Origin of the sequence: Streptomyces sp. NPDC018833, from assembly GCF_044390825.1 — a bacterium.
In the GTDB taxonomy this organism is placed as follows: domain Bacteria; phylum Actinomycetota; class Actinomycetes; order Streptomycetales; family Streptomycetaceae; genus Streptomyces.
Genome location: NZ_JBIRZM010000005.1, coordinates 426,893 through 452,634 on the forward strand (window position 1 = coordinate 426,893; position 25,742 = coordinate 452,634).

Here is a 25,742-nt window from a genome sequence, read left to right on the forward strand (position 1 = left end):
GCGTCAACGCAGCTCGTCGAAGGCCGATCCGAGATTGCTCAATGCCCGCTCCACATGGGGCAGTTCCAGGGGGGTCCGGGAGGCCAGAGCGGCCAGCTGCTCGTCGGCGGTCGTGCCGAGCAGCGGCCCGGTGGACAGCCGCACCCGCAGGGCGCCCAGCTCGTCGCCGAAGCGGTGCCCGCCGGGGACGGACGTGCCGAGCCGGTCGCTCAGGTACTCCTCCAGTTCCATGGAGTCGCCGACGCCCCGCTCGGCGAGACGGCCGCGCAACGGGCCGAGGTCCGCGTAGAGATGACGGCCCGCCTGCGGAGGGCGGGACAGGGCGCCGGCCGCGAGCACGGTGCGGTGCACGGCCGCGGCTACCTCCGCGTGCAGGGCGGCGGCACGCACCGTCCGCTCCGCCACCTCGGCCGGCTCGCCGAGAACGTGGGCCGCGGCGGCGGAAAGCGGAGCGGGGACGACGGCGCCGAGCGCGGTGAGGAAGTCCAGGGTGCGGGCGCGCCGGGCGGCGCCGTCCGCCCCGACCGGGAACCGGGCGACCGCGACGGGCCAGGACTGGGGAGTGAGCGCGCCTGAGAGATCGCTGATCACGGTGACATCACCGGGGCACATCTCCGCCGGGCTCAGCAGCACGGTGTCGCGCGGCTGGTGGAGCGTGTCGCGCCAGGTCTCGTCGCTGATGATGTGCAGCCCCTCGTCGACGGCGGCCTCGCAGGCCTCCCGCATGGTCTCCGGCGGAGCGACGGTGGCGGTGGGGTCGTCGGGGACGGACAGCAGCAGGAGCCGGGGCCGGCCGCCCTCGCTGCGGACCCTCCGTACGGTCTCCAGCAGCGCGAACGGGTCCGGCACGCCGCCGCACTCGGCCGGGGTCGGCACGTGGTACGCCGGACGGCCCAGCAGCCGCGCCTGCGGGGTCCACCAGGCGGGGCACGGGCGGGGCATCAGCACATCGCCGTCGTACGCGCCCAGCAGCGCGAAAAGCAGCGGCTGCGCTCCGGAGGCGGCGACGACCTCGGCGGGGCTGCTGGGGAGGCCACGCCGCTGCCAGTATCCGCAGGCGGCCTCGCGCAGCGCTGCGCCGCCGCCGGGCGGCTCGCTCCGGGCGACGACGGCGGCACCAGAGAGCACCGCGACGGGTCCTTGAAGAACCGGCAGCCCGGTCTCCGGCGCGTGCGGCCCGTACCGGACGGGGCCACGTCCCTCAGACGCCGTGCCGTGCATCCCGCCACCTACCTCCACCGCTCGCGAGCGCTCCCGACGCCGGATGCCTGCCCGGCCCCTGGCCCTTTAGGCCCCTAGCCCTTTATACGAAGGTTTGGCCGATACCGCCCCGTGGACCGTGGTGCCGGGGCCGATCGGGCCACAGCAACTCGGGAATCTCCGGGTGGCCCCGAACGGCCCTCCCCTTGTCCCCCGTCCCCCCGCTCGCTGCGTCCGCTCGCTGCCGCCACCGAATGGGGGTGTGCCCGCGTGGGTCACGCCATGGGGGGTATCCGCCCGACATGCCAGAACCCGAGATGCCACTGGTCGACGCACAGGTGAGCACCCGCCGCCGCGGACGGATCGCCGGGCTCCTGAGCACCTGGGACCGGCAGGTGCTGCGATCCGTCGCCGAACGCGAATGGCCGGGCGCGGAGCCGGTCCTGCCGCGGCTCAGCAGGGCCGCGGACCACGGGCTGTTGTGGTTCGGGACGGCGGCCGGGATCGCCGTGCTCGGACGCGACGTACGCTCGCGCCGGGCGGCCGTGCGGGGCGTGGCCTCGCTCGCGGTCGCCTCTGCCCTGATCAACACCGTCGGCAAGCGTTCCGTTCGCAGGAACCGGCCGCTGCTGGACGCGGTGCCGGTCATACGGCAGCTGAAGCGGCGTCCTTTCACCACGTCCTTTCCCTCGGGTCATGCCGCGTCGGCCACGGCGTTCGCCACCGGCGTCGCGCTGGAGTCGAGGAGCTGGGGCGCAGCGCTCGCGCCGGTGGCCGCATCCGTCGCGTTCTCCCGTGTCTACACCGGGGTGCACTACCCGAGTGATGTGCTCGTGGGTGCGGTGCTCGGCGCCGGCGCGGCGTTCGCGGTGCGCGGCCTGGTGCCGACGCGGTCGCAGCTGCCCGCGCCTGGCCGCCCGAAGGCGGAGGCACCCGCGCTGCGGGGCGGTGAGGGCCTGGTGGTCGTCGTCAACCGCGAATCCGGGTCCGGGTCCGCGGACCACGCCCGTGAGGTGCGCACCGAGCTGCCGCTCGCGGAGGTCGTGGAATGCGCGCCCGAGGAGCTGGCGGCCCACCTCGCCAAGGCCGCGGGCAGGGCACGGGCGCTGGGCATCGTCGGCGGTGACGGCACAGTCGGCCAGGCGGCCGCCGTGGCCGCCGCGCACGGCGTACCGCTGGCGGTCTTTCCCGGCGGCACGTTCAACCACTTCGCCTACGACCTGGGCATAGAGTCCGTGCGCGACACGTGCCGGGCGGTGGAGGCCGGGGACGCCGTCGGCGTGGACCTGGGACGCTTCACCCCCGGGCCGGACGGCAGCGCGGCGCCGGGCTACTTCCTCAACACGTTCAGCCTGGGCGTCTACCCGGAGCTGGTCCGCATCCGGGAGCGCTGGTCGCCCCGGATCGGCAGCTGGCCGGCAGGGGTTCTCGCGGCAGCCCGCGTACTGCGCGTCGAGCATCCGGTGGAGGTCGAGGTGCAGGGGCGGCGCCGCCCGGTGTGGCTGCTGTTCGCGGGCAACGGCGTGTACAGGGGCGTCGGGCCCACGCCCGGTCACCGCGACAACCTGGCGGACGGTCTGCTCGACGTCCGTGTGGTGCACGGGGGACGCGCGCCGGGCTGGCGCCTCCTCGGCGCGGCACTGGCGGGCAGGCTCAAGCGCTCGCCCGTGCATGCGTCCCGGCAGCTCCGCCAGGTGCGCATCGGCGGCCTGGCACCGGGCACCCTGCTGGCTTACGACGGCGAAGTTGCCCCCGCACCAAGGGAGTTGGTGATCGGAAAGCTGGTGGACGCCCTCACGGTCTACCGGCCGCAGGAGCTGCTGTAGGGCCGTCGAAGGGACCGGTCCGATGCCGCCTCGGGCGCGTAAATCGGTTCGACGTGCCGCCCCCGCGTCCAGCACCATGGCACAGCGCGCTTCGGCGGCCGGCCACGGGGGAGCTGGTCGCCGAGGCCCCCTTGCGCTCAGGCCCTCGCGCTGTCCGCGAAGCGCTCTGCGTAACGCCGCTGCCACGGTGTCTCCACGGCATGCCGGTCGTAGTGTGCGCGGACGAACGCCACCGCCTCACCGGCCGGTACGCCGTCGAGAACGGCCAGGCAGGCCAGGGCCGTTCCGGTCCGGCCCCGCCCGCCGCCGCAAGCGATCTCGACCCGTTCGGCGGCGGCCCGTTCCCATGCCTCGCGCAGGAGCTCGCACGCGAGCGCGCGGTCGGCGGGGAGGCGGAAGTCCGGCCAGCGCAGCCAGCGTGCCTCCCAGTCGGTGGGCGGCGGCTGCCTGCCGAGCAGATACACGCCGAACTGTGGCAGCGGCCCGGCGGCCAACGGCCGCCGCAGCCCCCGACCCCGGACGAGCCTCCCGGAGGGAAGCCGCAGCACACCGGGGGCGGTCGGAGTCCAGGTCTCGGTCATCAGCCGATTGTCGCGCGTGCCGGGGGTGGGTGCAGGCGTTTCGCCGGGCCGCTGCCCGGCCGACTGCTCGATGCGCCCCCAGGGACGTCGGCTGCCGTCCTCAGGGTCCGGCCGCCACAACCACCGTGCGGCCGACCGCCGTTCCCGCAAGAGTTGTCCACTATTCGAGAATTCTATCTCGCCATACAGACAGAGCGCGTACGGTGGCGGCACCATCCAGGTGACGGGGCTGTGCAGCCCAGCGAAGGAGACCCGCCATGTCGAAGGAGACCGCCGTCTACACCCACGGGCACCACGAGTCCGTCCTGCGCTCACACTCCTGGCGGACCGCCGAGAACTCCGCGGCGTACCTGCTCGGCGAACTGCGGCCCGGGAAGGACGTGTTGGACGTCGGCTGCGGGCCCGGCACCATCAGCGCCGACTTCGCCGCGCTCGTCGCGCCCGGACGGGTCACCGCGGTCGACGCCGCGCAGGACGTGCTGGGGCAGGCCCGGGCGCTTATCGAGGAACGCGGGCTGGACAACGTCCGCTTCGCGGTCGCCGACGTCCACGCCCTGGACTTCCCCGACGACTCCTTCGACGTCGTCCACGCCCACCAGGTCCTGCAACACGTGGGCGACCCGGTGGCGGCCCTGCGCGAGATGCGCCGGGTGTGCCGTCCGGGTGGGGTCGTCGCGGTACGCGACAGCGACTACGGCGCGTTCACCTGGTACCCCGACCTGCCGGTGCTCTCCGAGTGGCAGGCGCTTTATCGGCAGGTGGCCCGTGCCAACGGCGGTGAGCCCGACGCCGGACGCAGGCTCGTGTCGTGGGCCCGCGCCGCCGGATTCACCGACATCACGGCGACCGCCGCCGCATGGTGCTTCACGGCGCCCGAGGAGCGGGCGTGGTGGAGCGGGCTCTGGGCGGACCGCACGACCGCTTCGGTGTACGCGCGGATCGCGGTGGACGGCGGTCACGCGACCGCCGCGCAGCTCGCCGCGATCGCCGATGGCTGGCGCACCTGGGGCGCGGACGAGGACGGCTGGTTCATGGTCCCGCACGGCGAGATCCTGTGCCGGGTGTGAGTCCTCGTCCCGCGCACGCCCCTGACAGGGCCCGCTGACGCCAACTACCCTCGCCGTCATGGAGATCCTCGGAACCACCCTCCGCATCTGCGTCGACGACCTGGAGACGTCGGCCGCCTTCTACGAACGGCTCACCGGCGCCCCGCCGCTGCGCTTCGAGCGCGGCGGCGTCTCGGTAGCGGCGGTCGGCTGCTTCCTGCTGATGAGCGGTCCGGAGTCGGAGCTCGAGGTCCTCCGCAAGGTGTCCGCGACGATCGCGGTGAAGGACGTGGACGAGGCGTACGAGACGCTCACCGCGGTCGGCGCCCAGGTCGTCGCCGGTCCGGTGCCGACCCCGGTGGGGCGCAATCTGATCGCCGTCCACCCGGACGGTTCGGTCTTCGAGTACGTGGACCGCAAGGCAGTCTGACGTACCGTCATATTCGCGGGGGGCCACTCCTCCCGGTCACCGTAGCCTTGATCACCGATGCGTTCGGGAGGCCGAGGTGGACGGCCCCCGGGAGGCCGAGGTGGACGGCACCTGAGCACGCCCACCCCGGCCGAAGCGCTACCTCAGGGCACTCAGGGCACAGGCCGCTGGGTCATGCCCCCGAGCGGCGGGTACCACGGCTCGAATTCCGGCAGATCCGTGTGGGGCATGTGCTGGTGGAACAGCCCTTCGAGGATCTCTCGCTGCTCCTTGAGGTGGTCGTCCAGTGGAATGCTCCCCCCAGGGACAGGGCCGATCGATGGATACGCCGGCTGCGGATTTCCTGTCTCTTCGGACCGCTGCTCCTCGAAGTCGAGACGGGCCATGCCTCCGTCCTGGACTCCTTTGAAGTAGGAGCCGAGGGCTTCTTCGTTGAGGGGCGCTGGCGCCTGAGCAGTGCACTGAGGCGCCTCCCATCCGAAAATGACACCGGCCAGGTACCAGTCGTGGATCGTCGTGGGGGCGGCGCTCATCTTCTTCCTCCCGTAAACGGTGGACGAGATGTCTCGATCTCAGGATGTGCAAGAAGACCGGGTTGGGCGGCATTCAGATGCCGCGCCTCCGCAGAAAGCACACTCCCCACCGTACGCCCGACGTGTCGTACTTTCCTGTTCACCTGATGCGCAGCCGTAACCGCGATACCGGCACCCGTTACCGCCGGCCCCGCGCCCCCTCAAGTGGCTCTGGAGCAGGTTTGGGACCGTTACCCGTGGGGGTTGTCGTGCGCCGCTCGAACTCGTCCCAGGCATGGCGTCCGCGCAACTGAGGGTTTCACCTCGGGGTGATGTGATCAGCCGGGCTCGGATCGGCGCCATCGCCCCGCGCCGCCCTCGTCCTCGACGGAATCCGGCTGTGATCAACGTTGAGAAATCGCTGGCGAGCCTGGGCCATCGAACCAGCCCGAACGACTTCCCCAACTCCTGGCCCTACGCCCTCCCCTGGGCCGCAACGACATCGTCCAGGGCTCCAACGGCTCCGGTGGCGGCCCTACCTGTGCACCGCAGTCCCCCGCTACGACGGCCCCACCGGCATCGGCACCCCCAACGGCGTCCGAGGCTTCAGATTCTGATGAGGGCTCTCGAAGGTCACCGGTGTCAGCGGGTCGTACGAATGTCGCACAACCGGCCGTGTGGTAGGCCCGGCAGGAACACCACGGTCGGTCCGCCGCTGCCCGACCCATGCACGAAAAATGCGGCGGCCATCGATCTCCTGGAACCCTCCGATCGGCGGAGCAAGCCGAGCCCAGGAAGTGCTGTTGTTCGTCATGTGACCAGGCTCCAGCCCTGACGCGAGGGCGGGGTCAATCCCTTCCGCCGCAGTACCCGAAACGTGCGCAGCGGTTCAACGCGCGGCCCCGTGCGGCTGATCGGAAGGTCATCGCGACGCACGTTCATGCCGCCGAACCCGCGCGCTTCCCACTGGGCGTTCCTCATGCGGCCGGCGAGGGGGCGGTCAGCGCCGCGTGGAGCACCGCCCCCAGCTGCTCGGGCAGCCGCTCCGGCGTGCGGTTCTGCACGTAGATCACGGCGAAGACCGGCCCGGACGCCAGGGCGTGCACCAGGGCCACATCCGGTGCGGCGGTCAACTCCCCACGCGCGACCGCCCGTTCGAGGAGCTGCCCGATCCCCAGCTGCTGGCGCGTGACCATGGTGTCCTCGAAGCGCGCCGCCAGCTCCGGGGAGCCGGCGATGTCGCCCATCAGTCCGGGGATCGCGGCGGCTGCGGCGGGGTTGGTCAGATGGTCCACGATCTCCTGTACCAGCGCGGTCAGATCCCCGAGCAGTGTGCCGGTGTCGGGAGGGGCCGGCAGGTCGGCACCGTGCACGGCCGCCGCGAAGACCATCTCCTGCTTGGTGGCGTGGCGCCGGTAGATCGCGGCCTTGCCGATCCGGGCGCGCTCGGCCACCGCGTCCATGGTGAGTCCGGCGTATCCGCTCTCCGCCAGCAGTTCGCGGGTGGCGGTCAGGATCGCCTCGTCCACGCGGGAGTCTCGGGGTCGTGCCATGCGGTCATGTTACGGTACTGCAAGTTTCGGAACTACCGGTTTCGTAAGGGGGCTGGGCATGACACGCTGGGCTGGATGGATTCTGCAGTCGTTGGGAATGCTGCATCTTGTGGTGCTGGGAGCGCAGAACACGCAGTACTTCGGGGACTGGCTGACCGGGGCGCTGTGGAACCTGCCGCGCGAGGAGTTCATACACCCCGCCGGTGCCGCCGGTGCCTTCTGGGCCTCGATCGGGAGTTTCGCGTTCCCGATGATCCTGCTGGGCGCACTCGTCCTGAACCTGGCGCGCCGCGAGGTCCAGGTACCGCCGTCCATCGGCTGGGCCATCGGCGCCTGGGGGCTCGTGGGAGCGGCCATCATGGAGCCGACGCCGGTGATCCTGGTGCTGGCGCCGGCCGTCCTGCTGATCAGGGCCGGTAAGGACCGGCCCGCGTCCTCCGGATAGGTCGTCCCCGTCAGGCGCTCCGCCTCGTCGTACGGGTGCACGACATCCCATGAGTTCCCCTGAGCTCCACTGAGTCCCTCGCCCAGTGATCAGGGGGACCGCGCGATCTGCTCGACTTCCTGGGACGCTGCGCGAGTTCGACATCACCGCCAGCGGGCCCGGCCGGGTACCGCGCCCGCTGCGTGACCCGGACGCCCCAACGATGACGACGGCGAGGAGGAGTAGGGCGACCTTGGGGCCATGGGTACAGCGGTGGACTCTCCCACCGTGGGAGAGTCCACCATGAGGGCGTGCAAGACGAACTTCTCACCATTGGGCGCTTCGCCCGCCTGTGCCGGCTCAGCGTCAAGCAGCTACGGCACTACGACGAGACGGGGCTATTGGCTCCTGCCCGCGTGGACGACGGCTCCGGCTATCGCTATTACGCGCCTGAACAGGCACGCGATGCCCTGACCATCGCCCTGCTCCGCGAGATGGATCTTCCTCTGGCCGTGATCGCCCAGGCGCTGGCTGCCGAGCCTGCGTCCAGGGCCCAGATCCTGCGCGCGGAGCGGGACCGGCTGGCCGAGCGGATCAGCAGGGACCAGGCACGGCTGGAGATGCTGGATCGCCTGGCGGAGGGCGGCCTGCCCGGCTATGAGGTGACGATGTGCACAGAGCCGGAGCGACGGCTGGTAGTGGTGCGAGCGGTCTGCACCCCTGCGGCGATCGGGGAGATGATCGAGGAGTGCGTAGGCCGGCTGCTGCCCGTGCTGGGCAAGGCGGGAATGGCATGGGAGCCGCCGCTGTGGGCGCTGTACCCGCTGGACCTGGAAGATCGGATGCAGATCGCCGTCGGAGTGCAGACGCCGCAGGGGGAAGGGACGCCCGGTCTGGAGTTCGAGGTGTTGCCCGGCGGACCCGCGGCCGAGACTACGCACATCGGGCCCTACGCCCAACTGCCCTTGGCCTACAACGCGCTGTTCTCCGCCATCCATGAGCGGGGGCTGCGTCCGCAGGCTCCCGTGCGTGAGGCCTACCTCGTCGGGCCGGCAGAGGCACCGCAAGAGGAACTGGTGACCCGGCTGATCATCCCCGTTCAGGAGAACACGGCATGACCACGGTGAAAGACATCGATGTCCGCAGTACGCAGCACTGCGAGACGACGGCTCTGGGGGTGCTGCTGCGGCACCAAGGACTCGATCTGTCCGAGCCCATGCTCTTCGGCCTCAGCTCCGGTCTGTCCTTCATCTACTGGGACAGCAAGAGCATGGGCTTCCCCTTCCTCGGGGGACGGGTCAAGCCTTTCGATCTCACCAGGAACCTGGCCACCAGACTCGGGCTGGAGCTCCTGGTCCAGGAGACCACTTCCCCCGGCAGGGCATGGGAGAACGTGGCAGCCCTCATCGACGCCGGCCGCCCCGTCGGACTGCAGCTCGACAGCTACTACCTGGACTACTTCGGGTCGAAGGTGCACTTCGGCGGTCATGTCGTCGCCATGTACGGCTATGACGACCACGACGCCTACCTGGTGGACACCGACCAGCAAGGCGGAGCGGTATCCAGCAGCCTGACCAGCCTCGCCCGGGCCAGGGCCGCGCGCGGCCCGATGACCGCCAAGCACCGGTCCTTCACCCTCACCGCTCCGAGGAACCTGCCCTCCCCACAGGGTCAGATCATCCCCGCCATCACCGCCTGCGCCGACGCCTTCCTCAATCCGCCCATCGCCAACCTGGGCCATCGTGGAATCGAGAAGGCCGGCAAGCTCGTACGCACATGGCTCCAGCGGACCGACAACCCGCAACGGGACCTACCCCAAGCCGCCCTCTTGATGGAGAAGGCCGGCACCGGCGGCGCCCTGTTCCGTAATCTCTATCGCGACTTCCTCGCCGAATGCACCCAACTGCTCGACAGCAGCCACCTGCGCACCGGCCACGGGCTGTACACCGAGGCAGCCACGCTGTGGACGGAAGCCGCGGCACTGATCACAAAAGCCGGCGAATCAGGTGATGCGCAGTACCTCGTACAGGCAGGCACCACCCTGTGCGATCTTTCACGCACAGAGCGCGAGGCCATGCAGGCGCTGAACTGCCTGCGGGAGTGAGACACCAAGCGGATCGCCAGCGGAACCGCACGGCGCTCGGCCGGCCTCCTGGGCCCGGATTTCTCGGCGCCCGGCGAGTCTCATGTACGGGGCGGCCTTCCAGCGCCCTACCGGTCCCGTGGCCCCTGCGGATACGAGTGCTCGGCAAGCCTCAGGGACTCGGCGCGGTCAGGTACCGCTGGATCGTCGGTGCCAGCCATACCACGATCTCCGCCCGCGCCAGCCCCACCGCCGGCGGCATCCGCAGCACGTACCGCGTGAGCGCCAGCCCCAGCAGCTGCGACGCCATGAGTGCCGCCCGTGCCGGGACCTGCTCGGGGTCGGGGCACACCTGCCGGGCGACCGGCAGCAGCTGGTCCCGCAGGATGCCCTGCATGCGCTCCGCCCCGGCCTGGTTGGTCACGCCGACCCGCAGCAGGGCGGTGAGGACCTCGTTGTTCTCCCACATGTCGAGGAAGTGCTCGACGAGGATCCGCCCCGCGTCCTGCCGGCGGTCCGCCCCGCTCACGTCCGGCAGCCGCAGGTCGATGGCGACGGCCGCCGCGAAGAGGCCCTCCTTGTTGCGGTAGTACCGCATCACCATCGACGGATCGATGTTCGCGTCCTTGGCGATGGCGCGGATGGTGGCTCGCTCGTAGCCGTCGGTCGCGAAGCGCTCGCGGGCCGCCGCGAGGATCGCGCCGCGAGTGGCGTCGGAGCGGCGGGGGACGCCGGAGCCGGGAACCGTGGAGGTGCTGTCGCTGCCGTTCATGCCAACAAGCGTAGGCCAACGGGCGTAGGTCAACAAGCGTTCGCCAACAGTCGTTTGCCAACGGCCGTTGACATACCCTCGGCGCCTCACTATCGTTCGTCAACGAGCGTTGGCCAACATTTGTTGGCAATAGGCGATGGCAAGCAAGCGTTGGCAACAGGAGGCCACCATGAACGGCACCGCCACCCACCGCACCGTGATCGTCGTCGGCTCCGGCCCCACCGGCCTCCTCCTCGCCGGTGACCTCGCCACAGCCGGCGTCACCGTGACCCTCGTCGAGAAGCGGCCGCGCAAGATCAGCAACCTCTCCCGCGCCTTCGGGGTGCACGCCCGCACGCTGGAGCAGCTCGACGCCCGCGGCCTCGCCGACGAACTCCTCACCACCGGCGACACCATCACCGGCCTGCGGCTCTTCCGCCGCCTCTCCCTCGATCTGAGCACGCTGCCCTCGCGTTTCCCGTTCCTGCTCATCACCCCGCAGTACGAGGTCGAGCGGCTCCTGGAGCGGCGGGCCCGGGAGGCTGGGGTCGAGTTCGCGTACGAGAGCGAGGTCGTGGGGCTGCGGCAGGACGACGAGGGGGTCGACCTCGACGTACGCGGCGCGGACGGGGCGGTCGTCACCCGCCGGGCGGCCTATGTCGTCGGCGCCGACGGTCACCGGAGCGCCGTGCGGAAGGCGATCGGCCTGGACTTCCCCGGTGTCTCCGTCATCAAGTCGCTGATCCTGGCCGATGTCCGGCTGGCCGAGAAGCCCGAGGGCGTTCTCACCGTCAACGGCCGCGGCGACGCCTTCGCGATGATCGCCTCCTTCGGCGACGGCTGGTACCGGGTCATGGGCTGGAACCGCCGCAACGAGGTCTCCGACGACGCCCCGCTCGACCTCGACGAGGTCAAGGAGATCACCCGCCGTGCCCTGGGCACCGACTACGGCATGCACGACGCCCGCTGGCTCTCCCGTTTCCACAGTGACGAGCGCCAGGCACCGCACTACCGGGTCGGGCGGGTCTTCCTCGCCGGGGACGCCGCGCACATCCACTCCCCGGCCGGCGGGCAGGGCATGAACACCGGCCTCCAGGACGCCGCCAACCTGAGCTGGAAGCTCGCCGCGGCCGTCCAGGGCCGAGCGCCCGAAGGGCTCCTCGACAGCTACGAGGCCGAGCGCCATCCGGTCGGCAGGGCGGTGCTGCGCAGCAGTGGCGGACTGGTCCGGCTGGCCCGCGCGCGGAATCCGCTGCTGCGTGCCGCCCGCGCCCTTGTCTCCGCGTTCGTCGGCATGGCCCCGCCCGTCCAGCGCAAGGCCCTGGGTCAGATCACCGGGATCGGCTACGCCTACCCCGCCCCCCGCGGCGCCCACCGCCTCACCGGCACCCGCGTCCCCGACGTCGCCCTGAAGGACGGCCGGCTCTACGAGGCGCTGCGCGGCGGCCGGTTCGTGCTGATCATGCCCGGGACGTACGAAGGCCCCGGTGTCCGTGAGGGGTGGCTGACCGTGGAGCGCTGGGCGGGCGACCGCCGGACGACCGTCCTGGTACGGCCCGACGGATTCGTGGCCTGGGCGGCGGAGGGTGCGGACGCGGCGGGGATCGAGGAGGCGGTGGCCCGGTATCTGAGCTAGGCCCTCTCGGCTGGATCATCCCGGCGTCGCGGGGTCAGGGCGGTCGAGAGGCGCCGCACTCACGGCCGGGCTGATCCGAACGACAGGGCCTAGCCCGCCCGGGCGGTGACGAGGTGGGCGTCCACAGCGGCGACACCGTCGACGCCCTGGCAGAGGCCCACGACCACCGGGACGAGACGCGCTTCCGGGACGTGACCCCGAAGGGTGACGACTCCGTCCCGGACCACGACCGCGACGGTGCCCTCGTCCAGGCCGAGGATGCGCCCCAGGACGTCCTGCTCGACCTCGCCGCGGATCTCGACGTCGGAGCGGATGAAGGCGTCGAGCAGGTCGCTGCGGCTGACGATGCCGGTGAGGAGCCCGTCGTCGCCGACCACCGGCAGCTGCTTGACGTGCCGGCTGCGGAGTTCCCGCGCGGCGCGGGGGATCGTCCAGTCGGCGCGGGCGGTGAAGACGGGACTGCTCATGAGCGTGCCCGCGGTCCGGGCCCGGGCCTTGCCCCAGGCGCGCTCGTCGTTCCCGTTTCGACCCTGCGGATCGGGCATGCCGGTCTCGTGCCGCAGCACGTCGGACGCGGACACGACGCCGACGGGAGCGCCGTCGTCGTCGACGACCGGGGCCGCGACGATGTCGTTCGCATCCAGCAGGGCGGCGACCTCCTGGAACGGTGTGTCCGGACGGAGGGTGACGACCTCCTCGGTCATCACGTCACCGACCGTGCGGCGGTAGAGCATGGCATCGGCCTCCTCCGCTGTGCGACGGGGCGGTCGCGGTCGGACCGCCTGAGCGGACCACGCGCGGAGCGCCGGCCTCCCGCCCCTCCCGGCTCGTCCACGCCGTCTTCCCTACCCATGACAACACCGCGCCGCTTCGGCGACCAGTGGCGCTCGGCCTGGTCGCGGAGGAGCGGTGACTCTACGGCCGAGTGTGCGGTAGATGCCGGCGACGCTGGGCGCCTGGCCCCTGCGCTTGTCGATTGGATCATCAGGTCGCCCTCCTGACCGCTCGCCCAGCGTCGTTGCGCGGCGGGCTTCAGCCATGAATAGGCGACACCTCACCATGCGACCTCACCGGTCCCATCCCCGAACGTCAGCAACCGGGGCCTCGCGGGCAAGCCCTCCGGCAGTGGGGACGGCGGGGCCGCAGGCATCAGCCCGCGGCCCCGCACGTCACCCACAGCCGTCGATTCAGTGGTGCGTGATTACCAGCGCCGGTTCCTCCTCCACCGGGGCGTCCTCCGCCTCCGGCCGCTGGATCAGCAGCGACGCCACGACTCCGATGCCGAGCAGCGCGAGCGCCGCGTACATGGCGTGCTGGTAGCCCGCCGCGGTCGGCCCGTTGACGTCGCTGCCCGCCATGATCACGGCGGAGGCGAGGGCGATGCCGAGCGAGGCCCCGATGCCGGAGCAGGCGCCGTTCAGTCCGGAGAGCGAGCCGGGCTTGTCCTGGGGGCGGTCGTGACGGCGAGGCCGTTGAGCCCGGTCAGCATGAAGTCGCCGTACGTCACACCGAGCGCGGCCACGAGCTGCCTCGATGAGTGCCCAGCGATCTTGTCAGACAAGTCTGTGCCCCCAAGAGGGAATCTACGTGTATAGAAGGCCAAGCCCCGGGTGATGCGACGCACACACGCCGGACAGCGCAAGGGCCGGCGACATTGCTCCGGCCGCACCCGCTCGCATAACTTGCTGACAAGTGAGCCGAGGAGGGCCAGTGGCAGTCAGCGGGCAGCAGCGGAGACCGGTTGTGGTGCTCTACGAGCGGATCGCGGACGCCATCCACGACGGCACCTATCCGCCGGGGTCCACGCTCCCCTCCGAGCCCCGGCTCGCCGTCGAACTCGGCGTGAGCCGCCCGGCCCTGCGCGAGGCCCTGCTCCTCCTCCAGGAGGACGGCCTGCTCTCGGTGCGCCGCGGCGTGGGCCGCACGGTCAACGCCAGCCCGCCCAGGCGTGGTTACGAGCAGATCCAGCCGCTGGAGGAGCTGCTCGGCGCGGGCCGGGCGCTGCACGTGCGGCCACTGCTGCGCACGGTCGAGGAGCCCACCGACTTCACCACCCAGCATCTGCTCGCGCCCGCGGGGGCGGAGCTGCTGTTCTGGGAGTCCGTGCTCACCGGTGACGATGCGGCGGCGCTCAGCCAGGAGTGGGCGGCCGCGGAGGAGACACTTCGGCGATACCACCCGGACTTCGCCGAAGCGCTGCGGTCGGCACCGCAGGCGGCCTGCTCCATGGTCGCGGTCCTGGCCGCCGCCTCACGGGGCACGGCCCTGACGGCGCACAGCCAGATCAGCGCGACCCTGCTCGGCCGGCGCCGCGGGGAGCAGCTGGGGCGCCCCGCGGACACGCCCGCCGTGTTGATCACGCAGGTGGTCCGGGTGGACGGCGCCCCGGTCCTGGCGGCCAAGCACATGCTGCCCACGGGTGCCCCCGCCCTCCCGGTCCTCCAGTCGAACTGAGGCGCTCCCCGCTCCCCGGCCGGGTGCCGTACACTTCCGATGCATGCACTTGTCTGACATCCTGCGCGCTCCGAAGGTGGTCCTCCACGACCACCTCGACGGCGGTCTGCGCCCCGCCACGATCATCGAGCTGGCCCGTTCCCACGGCTACGAGGGCCTGCCCACCGAGGACCCGGAAGCCCTGGCCGTCTGGTTCCGGGACGCGGCGGACTCCGGGTCGCTGGAGCGCTACCTGGAGACCTTCGCCCACACCTGCGCGGTGATGCAGACCCGCGAGGCCCTGGAGCGCGTCGCGGCCGAGTGCGCGGAGGACCTGGCCGCGGACGGTGTCGTGTACGCCGAGGTGCGCTACGCGCCCGAGCAGCATCAGGAGCGGGGGCTCACGCTCGACGAGGTCGTGGACGCGGTGAACGCGGGCCTGCGCGAGGGCGAGCGCCGCACGGACGGGCGCATCACGGTGCGGGCGCTGCTCACCGGCATGCGGCACACCGACCGCTCGCTGGAGATAGCCGAGCTGACCGTCGCGCACCGCGAGCGCGGGGTCGCGGGCTTCGACATCGCGGGCGGCGAGATCGGCAACCCGCCGGCCCGCCACCTGCCCGCCTTCCAGCACCTCAGGCGCCACAACTGCCACTTCACGATCCACGCCGGCGAGGCCGTGGGCGCCGAGTCGATCCACGAGGCGGTGCAGGTCTGCGGCGCCGAGCGCATCGGCCACGGTGTGCGCATCACGGACGACATCACGGTCCACGACGACGGCACGGCCACCCTGGGCCACCTCGCCTCGTACGTGCGCGACAACCGCATCGCACTGGAGGTCTGCCCGACCTCCAACCTCCAGACGGGCGCGGCCAAGTCGTACGACACGCACCCCATCGACCTGCTGCGCCGCCTGGGCTTCCGCGTCACCCTGAACACCGACAACCGTCTGGTGTCCGGGACGGACATGAGCCTGGAGTTCGTGCACATGGCGGAGGCGTTCGGCTACGGCCCCGAGGTCTTCGAGGAGTTCACCGTCGCCGCGGCCGAGGCGGCGTTCCTGCCGCTGCCGGAGCGCCGGCGGCTGATCGACGAGGTGATCCGCCCGGGCTACGCGGCGCTCAGCGCGTAGCCTCCGCCACGAACCGCGCCCAACTCGCCCGGGACACACGAAGTCCCGGGCGGGTGTTGTTCTCGGAGTCCCTGACGTGGACGTCGTCGGCGGAGGCCGCGACCTCGACGCAGTCGCCGCCGTCCGAGCCGCTGTAGCTGCTCTTGAACCAGTCGAGCTGGTCGCTGCCGTTGGTGCTCCGCTCGATGCTCATTCGCCCGTTTCTCCTGCCAACCGCGTGATCCGATGCGCAGACTCCTCAGCGCTCAGGGCCTGCGAGCGCAGCTTGCCATATCGCAGGCCGAGACCGCTGACCTTGTCCGGGTCACTGCGCGGTCGACCGGTGGACGTCCTGCGACCTCGCCGCCTCCGGGAGCCTTGACAATCGAGCCGTCGACGGCGATCTGGTCAAGGACGAGGCCGACGCTCCGGTCGTAGGACTCCAATTTGCCGAGGCCCCCACCGCGCCTATCGGTAAGGCGATGTGCCCTCCATCCGTCCATCCGGGATTGTCCGACCGCAGAGCCTGAGTGCCAGGTCTTCGGCGTTGCCGTGCAGTGCCGGGCCCGATCCGTACGACCAGTCGAGGTCGGTGGCCTGGAAGCTGCGTCCCTCGATGTTGATGCCGAAGTGTGTGTGCCCGCCGCCCTCGGTAAGGTCGTTGAGGACGACCCGGATGGTCTCGTCGGGTGAGCGGCGCGGCACCCCGAGCGGCACGGTCACGTCGAGGCCGTGGATCACCACATGATTGAGCGCGCCGTGGTACCCACCGCCCGGCGGCGTCCAGTGGTGCATCACGTCGGCGCGCAGGTTGGCGACGAGCCGGCCGGTCGGCAGTTCGGCGTCCCGGCCGGCGATCTGGTTCGACAAGCGGCTGAAGTCGAAGTCGCAGTGGCGCAACTCGGCCATGAACTCCTCTTCGGAGTACCGGGCCGCCATGGTCAGGTGCGCGATCACTTCGCGAACCCGCCAGCCCTCACACAGGGATGGCGTGTCCCACTGCGCATCAGAGGCGGAGTCGAGCAGGTCGGCGAGGGCCACGAACTCGGCGGCTACAGCAGGTTGCAGGTCGGCGTCGTTCGTCAAGGTCAACTCCATATCGCTCGTACGGTCGACAATCGTCACCAGGTAAGACCAACCACCTGCGCCAAACTCATCGGTCCACGGCGATACAGGGTTCATGGACATCTTGACTGTGGATCGGGCAACCCTCCCACGTGACGCCCCCGAGACGTTGATCAAGAAGTGTGGTCAGCGGACCACAGACACCCCACGAGCTGCGCGAGACGTAAGTGCTCGCGCGGATAGTGGTCGGGCATCGTCGCAACTTCGTGATCCCTCAGACCCGTACCTGCGCCACCATCTCGGTGCCTGTGCGCACCTGTCCGCGCGGCCTCTGAGCTTGTCTCTGGGTCACGTCCCCGCAATCCCCGTACGGGTGATGACGTTCTGGGCATCGTTCGAGGTCAGACCAATAGAGACAAGCTCAATGGTGGCGGCGGTGGAGCTTCAGGGTAGTGACGACCGCCACGCCCAGGGTGATGTGCATGAGGGACAGGGCTGCGACGGTGCCGCCGTCGGCGCCGGACGACAGCGGGCCGGCGACCGACAACAGTGCCAGCCCACCGCCCACGTACTGCGCGATCCGCAGGAAGACCGGCTTCCACAGGGCCATCAAGAGGGCAGCGCCCGTCCCGACGACCAGCGGGACGACGGAGGCGCCGATGACGCCCCCGACCGTGATCGGGTGCTGTTCGCCGCTGTCGACGACGATGAGCGAGGCACCGGCCAGCTTGGCGACGGCAAGAACGATCAGATTGACCACGGCCGCGCCGACCGCGCCTGTGACCAGCGCCTTCCACCAGCTGAGGCCGGAACGGCGGGCCGAGGGTGCGGTGGGCACAGCGGGGCCGGAGTTTGGAACGGCACTGCTCGACATGGGACTTCCTCCAACGTGTGAAGTGCTGCGCTGCCCTACGGCCAGCGGCATACGAAGAAGCCTCCAACCCGAACCGCACTTGAGGTCAAGCCCTGTCCCGGCCCTGCGAGGTCAGACCATAAAGAACAAGCCAAGAGGTCGCGCAGACAGGCGTGGGCCCATGGGCGGCGGTTCGGCCGTCCATACCAGCGGCGGGGCGCCCATGCCTGACCAGCTGCGTACGGTGATGAAGGCGTCGGCGAGACGGAAGACAGAGAACGAGCTGAAGTGGAGGCGCACGACCGGAACCGCGAGTCAGAGCAGCGCCGGCACCTGAAGCGTCAGCGTGCGGGCGTCCGCGTCCAGCACGGCCGGTACGCCGAGCGGCATCGTCAGGGCCGTGTCGCCGTGCCCGAACCCGAACTCCTCCACCACCGGTACCCCGAGGTCCCCCAGCCGGTCGAGCAGCACCGCCCGCACCCGCTCGTACGGCCCGCACTCCGCCCACGAACCCAGCACCACCCCGGCGACGCCCGTCAGCCACCCCGCACGCAGCAGTTGGGTGAGCATGCGGTCGATGCGATAGTCCTCCTCCCCCACGTCCTCCAGCAGCAGGAGCCCGCCGCGAGCGCTGCGCCGTGCGTGCGGGGTGCCGATGCCGGCGGCGAGCAGGGCGAGGCAGCCTCCGAAGGTGACGCCACTAGCCCGGCCCGGCACCATCGTGCGTGCCCCCGGCAGGCCCTGAAACGTCCGCACCGACTCGGGCTCGAACAGGGTGGCGCGCAGCGAAGCCTGGGTGCGGGCGTCCTTGAGGAAGGTGACCGCACCCACCATCGGCCCGTGCAGCGTCGCGAGGCCCATCCGTACGGCGAACGCCTCATGGAGGGCGGTGACATCGCTGTAGCCGACGAAGACCTTGGGACCGGCCGCCCGCATCGCCGCCCAGTCGACCAGGTCCACCATGCGCTGAACGCCGTAGCCGCCGCGGGCGCAGATCACGGCGGACACGGATGGATCGCACCACGCCTCGGTCAGGTCGCGGGCACGCGCCTCGTCGGTGCCCGCGAGGTAGTCCAACCGGGGGTGCGTCTCGCGGACGTGGGGCATCACCACGGGTTCCAGGTCCCACCCGCGCAGGATGTCCAGGCCGGCGTCGAGCCGTTCGCCGGGTACGGGACCGCTGGGCGCGACGACCGCGACCCTGGCGCCCGGGGTGAGCCGGGCGGGCCGGCTGAGCGACGGGTTTGTCATTTCCTGAGCTCCAGCAGGGGGATGTCGGAGCGGGTGATGCCGAAGGTCTGGGCGTACAGGGACAGTTCGGCCTCCAGCGCGCGGATCACCGTCTCCACCCTGCGGAAGCCGTGGCCCTCGCCCTCGAAGGCGATGTACGCGTGCGGGACGCCGCGCCCGGCCATCCGTGCGAGGAACCGTTCACTCTGCGCCGGCGGGCAGATGACGTCGTCCAGGCCCTGGAGCAGGAGGAACGGAGCGGTGATGCCGTCCGCGCGGGTCAGCGGCGACCGCTCCCGGTAGCGGCCGGACGCCTCGGACAGCGGGCCGACGAGCGATTCGAGGTAGCGGGACTCGAAGTCGTGCGTTTCGCCGTCGGCCCAGGACAGCAGATCGAGGACCGGGTAGATGATCGTGCCGCACGCGTACACGTCCGTGGTGGCGAGCGAGGCGGCCGCCGTCCAGCCGCCGGCGCTGCCGCCGCGGATCGCCAGGCGCCGCGGATCGGCCGTGCCCTCGTCGGCCAGCGCCTCGGCGACGGCGGCGCAGTCCTCGACGTCCACCACGCCCCACTGCTCGCGCAGGCGGTTGCGGTAGGCGCGGCCGTAACCGGTGGAGCCGCCGTAGTTGACCTCGGCGACGCCGATGCCGCGCGAGGTGAAGTAGGCGATCTCCAGGTCCAGTACGAGCGGGGCGCGGCCGGTGGGTCCGCCGTGCGCCCAGATCACGTACGGCGGCAGCTCGTCGTCGGGTGCGACCCGGTCCGGACTGTGCGGCGGATAGATGTGGGCGTGGATCTCCCGGCTGCCGGGGCCGGTGAAGGTGCGGATCTGCGGCTCGGGGTAGTACGCGGGGTCCACCGGGTCGTCGTGGGCGCTGCCGATGACCCGGGTCCGGCCGGTGCGGGTGTCGAGCTCGACGATCTCGTACGCGCTGCGCGGGCTGGCGGCGACGCCGATCACCCGGTCGCCGCAGGCGGCGAGCGTGGGGGTCCACTCGCTCCAGGGACCGGCGGCGTCGACGAGTTCGCCGGTCTCCGGATCCAGGATGCCCAGTGCGGTGGTGCCCCTGCCGTGGACGACGGCGACCAGTCCGCTGTCGAGCGGCTGGAACCACTGCGAGCCGGTCTTCCACAGCGGGCCGCCGAACTCCTCCTGCCGGCCCGGGCACAGGGCGGTGGCGTGGCCGAAGTTGTTGCCTGCCGGGCGGATGCGGCGCGGCTCCCACCAGTTGCCGCGGTCGGAGACGAACAGCAGCGAGCCGTCCGGCGCCCAGTCGACCTGGCAGACCGACTCGTCCGCCTCGCCGACGACCGTGCGCACGCCCGCGAAGGGTCCGCCGTCGGTCACGTCCCCGAGCAGCACGACCGTGGCGTCCCACGGCATCTGCGGATGGTCCCAGGCGATCCAGGCGGCGTGCCGCCCGTCGGGCGACACCTTCGGGCCGGTGACGAAGCGGTGCCGGTCGTCGCCGAGTTCGCGGACGGCGCCGCGGTGCTCAGCGGCCGAACCGTCGAGGGGCACCGCGGCGATCACCCGGCGCACATCGGTGGGCGCCTCTCCCGTGAACTCCTCCAGGACGCACCACACCTCGCCGTGCTCGACGCGCAGCAGGGGCTCGGCCCACCGCAGGCCGCCGCCGACGGACGAAAAGGGCGTGAGCGGACGCGGCCGCGCGCCGGGGACGTCCGGCTCGTACGCGTACAGCCGCTGGTCCGGGAAGTGGACGAAGACGATCAGTGGGCCGCCTTCCGCCCTTCCTGCCCCGGCCCACGGCAGACCGCCGTACTCCATGACGCGGCCGCGCACGTTCCACGGCGGGGGCAGCACCGACTCCTCGCGGCCGTCGGGGCGCCGGCGCACCAGGGCACGTCGGCCGCCCTCGGCCGGGCGCGGCGCGGTCCACCACACCTCGTCGCCGACGATGCCGAGGTGGTCGGGCTGTCCGTCGCGCGAGGCGGCGAGGGCGGCGCCGATCGGTGAGGGCCAGGTTCCGTAGGGACCGGTGGGTACCATGCCACTCCCCCTAGGCGCTTTGCAGATAGTGGTCGAGCACGCGGACGCCGAAGTGGAGGGCCTCCACGGGGACGCGTTCGTCGACGCCGTGGAACATGGCCGCATAGTCGAAGCCGGGTGGCAGCTTCAGCGGGGAGAAGCCGTAGCCGGTGATGCCGAGCCGGGAGAACTGCTTGGCGTCGGTGCCGCCCGGCATGCAGTACGGCACGGTGCGGCCGACGGGGTCGAACCGCTCGACGGCGGCGCGCAGTCTGGCGAAGGTCGGCGAGTCGACGGGTGCCTGGAGGGGCACTTCGCGGTGATGGAATTCCCACTCGACGTCGGGGCCGGTCAGCCGGTCCATGGTGGCGCGGAACTCGTCCTCGCAGCCGGGCAGCGTCCGGCCGTCCACATACGCGGTGGCCTGGCCGGGAATCACGTTGATCTTGTAACCGGCCGCCAGCATGGTCGGGTTGGCGCTGTTGCGCACGGTCGGCTCGACGAGGGCGGCGGCGGGCCCGAGCTTCGTCATGAGCGCGTCGGCGTCGAAACCGGGCGCGTGCACATCGGTGTCGATGCCGTGCAGAGCGGCGAGTTCGGCGAGGGCCGCCCGTACGGTGGGGGTGAGCCGCACCGGCCACTCGTGCTCGCCGATCCGGGCGATGGCGGCGGCAAGCCGGGTCACCGCGTTGCTCCCGTTCACCTTGGAGCCGTGACCGGCCGTGCCGTGGGCGGTCAGCCGGAGCCATGCCGTGCCGCGTTCGCCGGCCGCGATGGGGTAGAGCGTCATGCCGGGGCCCGCGTGGAAGGAGAACGCGCCGGATTCGCTGATGCCTTCCGTGCAGCCCTCGAAAAGGCCGGGGTGGGTGTCGGCGAGGTAGCCGGATCCGTCGACCGCGCTGGCCTCCTCGTCGGCGGTGCAGGCGATGACGATGTCGCGGCGGGGCCTGATGCCGTGCCGTGCCCAGGCCCGTACGACGGCGAGGACCATCGCGTCCATGTTCTTCATGTCGACGGCGCCGCGGCCCCACACCACGTCGTCCCGCACCTCGCCGGAGAAGGGATGGACGGTCCACTCGGCGGGTTCGGCGGGGACGACGTCGAGGTGCCCGTGGACCAGGAGCGCGTCGGCGCCGGGGTCGGTTCCTTCGATGCGGGCCACGACATTGGTGCGGCCCGGTGTGCGCTCCAGCAGGGCCGGTTCGAGTCCGGCGGCGGCGAGCCGCTCGGCGACGTATTCGGCGGCGGGCCGCTCGCGGCAGTCGCCCGCGCCGCGGTTGGTGGTGTCGATGCGGATGAGTTCGGAGGTGAACGTCACTACTTCTTCGAGGGCCTGGGCATCCACGGGCGTCGTCGTCACGTCAGCCATACTGCTCCTCCAGGGCCGCTGAGACGATCGTCGTGACCGCCTTGAACGTCCGAATGCCTTCGTACATCGTCTCGCTGGTGTACGCGACGCGCCTCTCGCCGTGCGTCCTGCCGACGCCGGGCACGACGGTCGCGGCGGCGGCGAGGTGCTCGGCGTCGAACTCCAGCTCCACCGTGAACGGTCCGCCGCGCACCGGATCGTGCCGCACGGCGAGCGCGGCGGCCTCCTTGGCGGCGGCCCGGATCTCGGACGCGGTGCGCGCCGGGGTACGGCAGACGGCCGCGTAGCGCGAGACATGATCCTTGACGGCGACCTTGAGGGCGCCGGGCGCGTAGCCGAGAGCGTCCTCGCAGGTGAGGTCGTCGCCGGTGACGAGGACGACGGGGACGCCGTACTCGGCCACGACATGGGCGTTGAGCAGTCCCTCACTCGCGCGGACTCCGCCCAGCCACACGCCGGTGATGGAGTTGGCGAGGTAGGTGTGCGCGAGGACGCCCTCCGATCCCGCGCCGGTGTGGTAGCCGACGAAGGCGACGCCGTCGACGTCACCGTGCTGGACGCCCTCCACCATGGACAGCGACTTGTGGCGTCCGGTGAGCATCTGGGCGCGCTCGTCGAGCTGTTCGAGCAGCAGATTGCGCATGGACCAGTGCGCCTCGTTGATGAGCACCTCGTCGGCGCCGCCGTCGAGGAAGCCGAGGACGGCGGCGTTGACGTCGGAGGTGAACATCGCACGGCAGCGCTCCCACTGCGGGGTGCCGGGCAGCACGTCGGCCGGCCAGGTCACCCCCGTGGCGCCCTCCATGTCGGCGCTGATCAGGATCTTCACAGCCACTCTCCGTTCCACGGATGCACGGTGCCCAGGGCCGCGAGTTTAGACCGGAGAGTGGCTGTTCAGGGGGTGCGTACCGCTATCGGCCGAGGACCTTTTCCAGGGAGGCGAGGCCACCTTGGAGTTCCTCGGCGGTGATGGTGAGCGGCGGCGCGATCCGGATGGTGGAGCCGTGGGTGTCCTTGACCAGGATGCCCTCCGCCAGCAGCCGTTCGCTGATATCCCGGCCCGTACCGACCGCCGGGTCGACGTCGACGCCCGCCCACAGGCCGCGGGCGCGGAAGCCGACGACACCCCGCCCGGTCAGGGCGGCGAGGCCGTCGCGCAGGACGGTGCCGAGGTCCCGGGCCCTGCGCTGGTACTCGCCCGTCGCCAGGAGGTCGACGACGGCGGAACCGACGGCCGCGGACAGCGGGTTCCCGCCGAACGTCGAGCCGTGTTCGCCGGGGCGCAGCACGGACAGGACGTCGCGCCGGGCGACGACCGCGGAGACGGGGACGACACCGCCGCCGAGCGCCTTGCCGAGCAGCAGCATGTCGGGTAGGACGGACTCGTGGTCGACGGCGAGGGTGGTGCCGGTGCGGCCGAGGCCGGACTGGATCTCGTCCGCGATGAACAGGCAGCCCGCACGCCGGGTGAGATCGCGTACGCCGGTCAGGTAGCCGTCGTCGGGGATGACGACGCCCGCCTCGCCCTGGATCGGCTCGACGAGCACGGCCGCTGTGGTGTCGTCGATCGCCGCTTCGAGCGCCGCGAGGTCGTTGTAGGGGACGACCCGGAAGCCGGGCGTGAACGGGCCGAAGCCGCCGCGGGCGCTCTCGTCGGTGGAGAAGCTGACGATCGTGGTGGTGCGGCCGTGGAAGTTGCCGTCGGCGACGACGATCGTGGCCCGGTCCGGTGCGACGCCCTTGACCTCGTAGGCCCACTTGCGGGCGACCTTGACGGCGCTCTCGACGGCCTCGGCGCCGGTGTTCATCGGCAGGACCATGTCGAGGCCGGTCAGGGCGGCGAGCCCCTCCGCGAAACCGGCGAGCCGGTCGTTGTGGAAGGCGCGCGAGGTGAGGGTGAGCTCGTCGAGCTGGCGGTGGGCCGCGGCGATGAGGTCCGGGTGGCGGTGGCCGAAGTTCAGGGCCGAGTAACCGGCCAGCATGTCGAGGTAGCGGCGTCCCTCGACGTCCTCCACCCAGACGCCCTCGGCCCGGGCGACGACGACGGGCAGCGGGTGGTAGTTGTGCGCGAGGGCGGTCTCCTCGGCGCGGATCAGCTCGGCGGAGGAGCGCTCGGTGCGTTCGGGCGTGAGGGTCATGCGCGGATCTCCTGGGTGCAGCACTTGATTCCGCCGCCGGACTTGTGGAACTCCGACAGGTCGACGGGGACGGGAACGTAGCCGTGGGCTTCGAGGCGGCCGATGAGTGCTTCGGCCTGCGGGGCGACGAGGACATGGCGGCCGTCGGAGACGGAGTTGAGTCCGAAGGCCATCGCGTCCTCGCGGGTCGCGATCAGCGCGTCGGGGAACATGCGGGCGAGCACTTCGCGGCTGCCGGGCGAGAACGCCTCGGGGTGGTAGGCGATGTGGGCCGAGCCGTCCGCGCCGCCGTCGTCGAGAACGAAAAGCGCCGTGTCCAGGTGGTAGAAATACGGGTCGACCAGCTGGAGCCCGACGACCGGGACACCGAAGAACTCCTGGACCTCGCGGTGCGCGGCCGGGGTGGTGCGAAAGCCGGTGCCGGCGAGGACGAAGCCGCCGGCGGGCACGAGGTCCCCCTCTCCCTCGCACACCGACTCGGGCCGGTGCACCTCGAACCCGGCCCCCTTGAACCAGGTCTCGTACGCCGCCTCCTCCGGGCGGCGCTGCGGTGCGTGGAACCGCGAGCCGAGGACCCGGCCGCCGAGGACGAGCGCGGAGTTCGCGGCGAACACCATGTCCACGAGGCCGGGCTCCGGCCGCACGTGCTCCACGGTGTGGCCGAGGTCGAGATAGGTGCTGACGAGGGTCTGCCACTGGGCGCGGGCGAGGTCGTGGTCGACTTCGCCGTCCTCGCGCATCCAGGGGTTGATGGCGTACCGCACGTCGTAGTGCCGGGGTTCACAGACCAGGTAGCGCCTGGGCCGGGACACACGCCTGGGTGGCACCGAGGGACTCCTCCCGCTTCGTCTCGATGTCTGATTCGTCTCGATGTCCGATGACGTCTCAACGGTAGGAATCGGGACGGACCGGCGACAAGAAACAACCCGTGCGTGTACGCGCAGGAATGCTGCGTAAATCGGCGTCTCGGCGGCAGTTCGCTTCACGCGTCCGCGGAAGGGGGTTCCTCCATGGTCGCGGCACGGCCGGCACCGGCCTCCGGGCTGGTCGTGAGCAGGTGGGAGAGCACCATGTAGCTGATGGTCTTGCGGATGAACGGCTCCGCCCTGATGCGCTCCAGCACCTCCTCGAAGTGCTCCACGTCGGTGGCCCGCACGTGCAGAAGGGCGTCCGCACCGCCGGTCACCGTCATCGCGGCCATGATCTCGGGGTGGTTGCGGACGACTTCGGCGAGACGGCGGGGCGGGGCGGCACTGTCGCAGTACACCTCCACGTACGCCTCGGTGCGCCAGCCGAGCGCGGCGGGGCGCACGGTCGTGGTGAAGCCGGTGATGATGTCGGCCTCGCGCATACGGTCCACGCGCCGTTTCACCGCCGTCGCCGAAAGGCCGATCGCGGCGCCGATCTCCGTGAAACTCCTCCGCGCATTTGCGACGAGGGCGGCGACGATCTTACGGTCCAGGTCGTCGAACGGCGCGGATCTGTTGGTCATGTCGGTGTTCCTCCG

At 71.2% G+C, this 25,742-nt stretch carries 27 protein-coding genes and 1 pseudogene; 9 read left to right on the plus strand and 19 right to left on the minus strand.

Features of this window, described 5'->3' with window-relative positions; all coding sequences use genetic code 11:
- Positions 1-3 precede the first annotated feature (3 nt).
- A complete protein-coding gene (locus tag ACH5AF_RS13985; protein WP_398901851.1) occupies positions 4-1,221 on the minus strand; it encodes an aminotransferase class I/II-fold pyridoxal phosphate-dependent enzyme in 1,218 nt (405 codons plus the stop codon).
- Between the two features lie 281 nt (positions 1,222-1,502).
- Between ACH5AF_RS13985 and ACH5AF_RS13990 the strand changes: the two genes are divergently transcribed.
- Positions 1,503-3,026, plus strand: coding sequence for a bifunctional phosphatase PAP2/diacylglycerol kinase family protein (locus tag ACH5AF_RS13990; RefSeq protein WP_398901853.1), 1,524 nt, complete (start codon positions 1,503-1,505; stop codon positions 3,024-3,026).
- Between the two features lie 137 nt (positions 3,027-3,163).
- Here ACH5AF_RS13990 and ACH5AF_RS13995 read toward each other — a convergent pair whose 3' ends face one another.
- Positions 3,164-3,607 (minus strand): protein phosphatase, encoded by a 444-nt coding sequence (locus ACH5AF_RS13995; protein ID WP_398901854.1) that lies wholly within the window; start codon positions 3,605-3,607, stop codon positions 3,164-3,166.
- Between the two features lie 257 nt (positions 3,608-3,864).
- Here ACH5AF_RS13995 and ACH5AF_RS14000 point away from each other — a divergent pair, with 257 nt between their 5' ends.
- On the plus strand, positions 3,865-4,674 hold the full coding sequence (locus ACH5AF_RS14000; RefSeq protein ID WP_398901856.1) for a methyltransferase domain-containing protein: 810 nt from the start codon (positions 3,865-3,867) through the stop codon (positions 4,672-4,674).
- Positions 4,675-4,732: 58 nt separating this feature from the next.
- Positions 4,733-5,083, plus strand: a complete 351-nt coding sequence (locus ACH5AF_RS14005; RefSeq protein ID WP_398901858.1) for a VOC family protein — start codon at positions 4,733-4,735, stop codon at positions 5,081-5,083.
- A gap of 152 nt (positions 5,084-5,235) precedes the next feature.
- On the opposite strand, the gene ACH5AF_RS14010 is transcribed toward ACH5AF_RS14005, so the two are convergent.
- Both ACH5AF_RS14010 and ACH5AF_RS14015 read right to left on the minus strand, forming a co-directional pair.
- Complete coding sequence (locus ACH5AF_RS14010; protein ID WP_398901859.1) at positions 5,236-5,616, minus strand: hypothetical protein; 381 nt, start codon at positions 5,614-5,616, stop codon at positions 5,236-5,238.
- Between the two features lie 956 nt (positions 5,617-6,572).
- Entirely contained in the window at positions 6,573-7,148 is a 576-nt protein-coding gene (locus ACH5AF_RS14015) for a TetR/AcrR family transcriptional regulator (RefSeq protein WP_398901861.1), read from the minus strand.
- 58 nt (positions 7,149-7,206) lie between these two features.
- Here ACH5AF_RS14015 and ACH5AF_RS14020 point away from each other — a divergent pair, with 58 nt between their 5' ends.
- The 3 genes from ACH5AF_RS14020 to ACH5AF_RS14030 all read left to right on the plus strand — a co-directional run bounded on the left by ACH5AF_RS14020 (position 7,207) and on the right by ACH5AF_RS14030 (position 9,676).
- A complete protein-coding gene (locus ACH5AF_RS14020) occupies positions 7,207-7,593 on the plus strand; it encodes a DUF6463 family protein (protein ID WP_398901862.1) in 387 nt (128 codons plus the stop codon).
- A gap of 290 nt (positions 7,594-7,883) precedes the next feature.
- Positions 7,884-8,690 (plus strand): MerR family transcriptional regulator, encoded by an 807-nt coding sequence (locus tag ACH5AF_RS14025; RefSeq protein ID WP_398901863.1) that lies wholly within the window; start codon positions 7,884-7,886, stop codon positions 8,688-8,690.
- Positions 8,687-9,676, plus strand: a complete 990-nt coding sequence (locus tag ACH5AF_RS14030) for a BtrH N-terminal domain-containing protein (protein ID WP_398901865.1) — start codon at positions 8,687-8,689, stop codon at positions 9,674-9,676. Before ACH5AF_RS14025 ends, ACH5AF_RS14030 begins: the two co-directional genes overlap by 4 nt.
- A gap of 151 nt (positions 9,677-9,827) precedes the next feature.
- Here the strand turns inward: ACH5AF_RS14030 and ACH5AF_RS14035 are convergent, their stop codons facing one another.
- A complete protein-coding gene (locus ACH5AF_RS14035; RefSeq protein ID WP_398901866.1) occupies positions 9,828-10,427 on the minus strand; it encodes a TetR family transcriptional regulator in 600 nt (199 codons plus the stop codon).
- 169 nt (positions 10,428-10,596) lie between these two features.
- Here ACH5AF_RS14035 and ACH5AF_RS14040 point away from each other — a divergent pair, with 169 nt between their 5' ends.
- Entirely contained in the window at positions 10,597-12,042 is a 1,446-nt protein-coding gene (locus tag ACH5AF_RS14040; RefSeq protein ID WP_398901868.1) for an FAD-dependent monooxygenase, read from the plus strand.
- Positions 12,043-12,131: 89 nt separating this feature from the next.
- Here the strand turns inward: ACH5AF_RS14040 and ACH5AF_RS14045 are convergent, their stop codons facing one another.
- The 3 genes from ACH5AF_RS14045 to ACH5AF_RS14055 form a co-directional block, all read right to left on the minus strand.
- Positions 12,132-12,776 (minus strand): CBS domain-containing protein, encoded by a 645-nt coding sequence (locus tag ACH5AF_RS14045; RefSeq protein ID WP_398901869.1) that lies wholly within the window; start codon positions 12,774-12,776, stop codon positions 12,132-12,134.
- Positions 12,777-13,229: 453 nt separating this feature from the next.
- Positions 13,230-13,400, minus strand: a complete 171-nt coding sequence (locus ACH5AF_RS14050) for a hypothetical protein (protein ID WP_398901870.1) — start codon at positions 13,398-13,400, stop codon at positions 13,230-13,232.
- A 59-nt stretch (positions 13,401-13,459) separates the two neighbouring features.
- Complete coding sequence (locus ACH5AF_RS14055) at positions 13,460-13,603, minus strand: hypothetical protein (protein ID WP_398901872.1); 144 nt, start codon at positions 13,601-13,603, stop codon at positions 13,460-13,462.
- Between the two features lie 149 nt (positions 13,604-13,752).
- Here ACH5AF_RS14055 and ACH5AF_RS14060 point away from each other — a divergent pair, with 149 nt between their 5' ends.
- Complete coding sequence (locus ACH5AF_RS14060; RefSeq protein ID WP_398901873.1) at positions 13,753-14,496, plus strand: GntR family transcriptional regulator; 744 nt, start codon at positions 13,753-13,755, stop codon at positions 14,494-14,496.
- A gap of 43 nt (positions 14,497-14,539) precedes the next feature.
- Positions 14,540-15,607 (plus strand): adenosine deaminase, encoded by a 1,068-nt coding sequence (locus ACH5AF_RS14065; protein ID WP_398901874.1) that lies wholly within the window; start codon positions 14,540-14,542, stop codon positions 15,605-15,607.
- Here the strand turns inward: ACH5AF_RS14065 and ACH5AF_RS14070 are convergent.
- The 11 genes and pseudogenes from ACH5AF_RS14070 to ACH5AF_RS14120 form a co-directional block, all read right to left on the minus strand.
- Positions 15,597-15,800 (minus strand): DUF397 domain-containing protein, encoded by a 204-nt coding sequence (locus tag ACH5AF_RS14070; RefSeq protein WP_398901875.1) that lies wholly within the window; start codon positions 15,798-15,800, stop codon positions 15,597-15,599. The genes ACH5AF_RS14065 and ACH5AF_RS14070 overlap by 11 nt on opposite strands.
- Positions 15,801-15,918: 118 nt before the next feature.
- Positions 15,919-16,032, minus strand: a pseudogene (locus ACH5AF_RS14075) (IS5/IS1182 family transposase); the annotation flags it as partial.
- A 22-nt stretch (positions 16,033-16,054) separates the two neighbouring features.
- Positions 16,055-16,768, minus strand: a complete 714-nt coding sequence (locus ACH5AF_RS14080; RefSeq protein WP_398901876.1) for a maleylpyruvate isomerase family mycothiol-dependent enzyme — start codon at positions 16,766-16,768, stop codon at positions 16,055-16,057.
- Between the two features lie 304 nt (positions 16,769-17,072).
- Positions 17,073-17,525: a DUF6069 family protein gene (locus tag ACH5AF_RS14085; protein ID WP_398901877.1), complete on the minus strand. Its 453-nt coding sequence runs from the start codon at positions 17,523-17,525 to the stop codon at positions 17,073-17,075.
- A gap of 294 nt (positions 17,526-17,819) precedes the next feature.
- Positions 17,820-18,755: an LD-carboxypeptidase gene (locus tag ACH5AF_RS14090; RefSeq protein WP_398901878.1), complete on the minus strand. Its 936-nt coding sequence runs from the start codon at positions 18,753-18,755 to the stop codon at positions 17,820-17,822.
- The gene (locus tag ACH5AF_RS14095; RefSeq protein ID WP_398901879.1) at positions 18,752-20,749 is read right to left on the minus strand and encodes a S9 family peptidase; all 1,998 of its coding nucleotides are present in this window, start codon (positions 20,747-20,749) and stop codon (positions 18,752-18,754) included. The genes ACH5AF_RS14090 and ACH5AF_RS14095 overlap by 4 nt, the downstream gene beginning before the upstream one ends.
- A gap of 10 nt (positions 20,750-20,759) precedes the next feature.
- A complete protein-coding gene (locus tag ACH5AF_RS14100) occupies positions 20,760-22,097 on the minus strand; it encodes a M20/M25/M40 family metallo-hydrolase (RefSeq protein ID WP_398901880.1) in 1,338 nt (445 codons plus the stop codon).
- On the minus strand, positions 22,090-22,926 hold the full coding sequence (locus ACH5AF_RS14105) for a M55 family metallopeptidase (RefSeq protein WP_398901920.1): 837 nt from the start codon (positions 22,924-22,926) through the stop codon (positions 22,090-22,092). The genes ACH5AF_RS14100 and ACH5AF_RS14105 overlap by 8 nt, the downstream gene beginning before the upstream one ends.
- Before the next feature lie 82 nt (positions 22,927-23,008).
- Entirely contained in the window at positions 23,009-24,235 is a 1,227-nt protein-coding gene (rocD, locus tag ACH5AF_RS14110; RefSeq protein WP_398901882.1) for an ornithine--oxo-acid transaminase, read from the minus strand.
- Positions 24,232-25,062, minus strand: coding sequence for a dimethylargininase (ddaH, locus tag ACH5AF_RS14115; protein ID WP_398901883.1), 831 nt, complete (start codon positions 25,060-25,062; stop codon positions 24,232-24,234). Before ddaH ends, rocD begins: the two co-directional genes overlap by 4 nt.
- Positions 25,063-25,217: 155 nt before the next feature.
- Positions 25,218-25,727 (minus strand): Lrp/AsnC family transcriptional regulator, encoded by a 510-nt coding sequence (locus ACH5AF_RS14120; RefSeq protein ID WP_215176945.1) that lies wholly within the window; start codon positions 25,725-25,727, stop codon positions 25,218-25,220.
- Between the last annotated feature and the right edge of the window lie 15 nt (positions 25,728-25,742).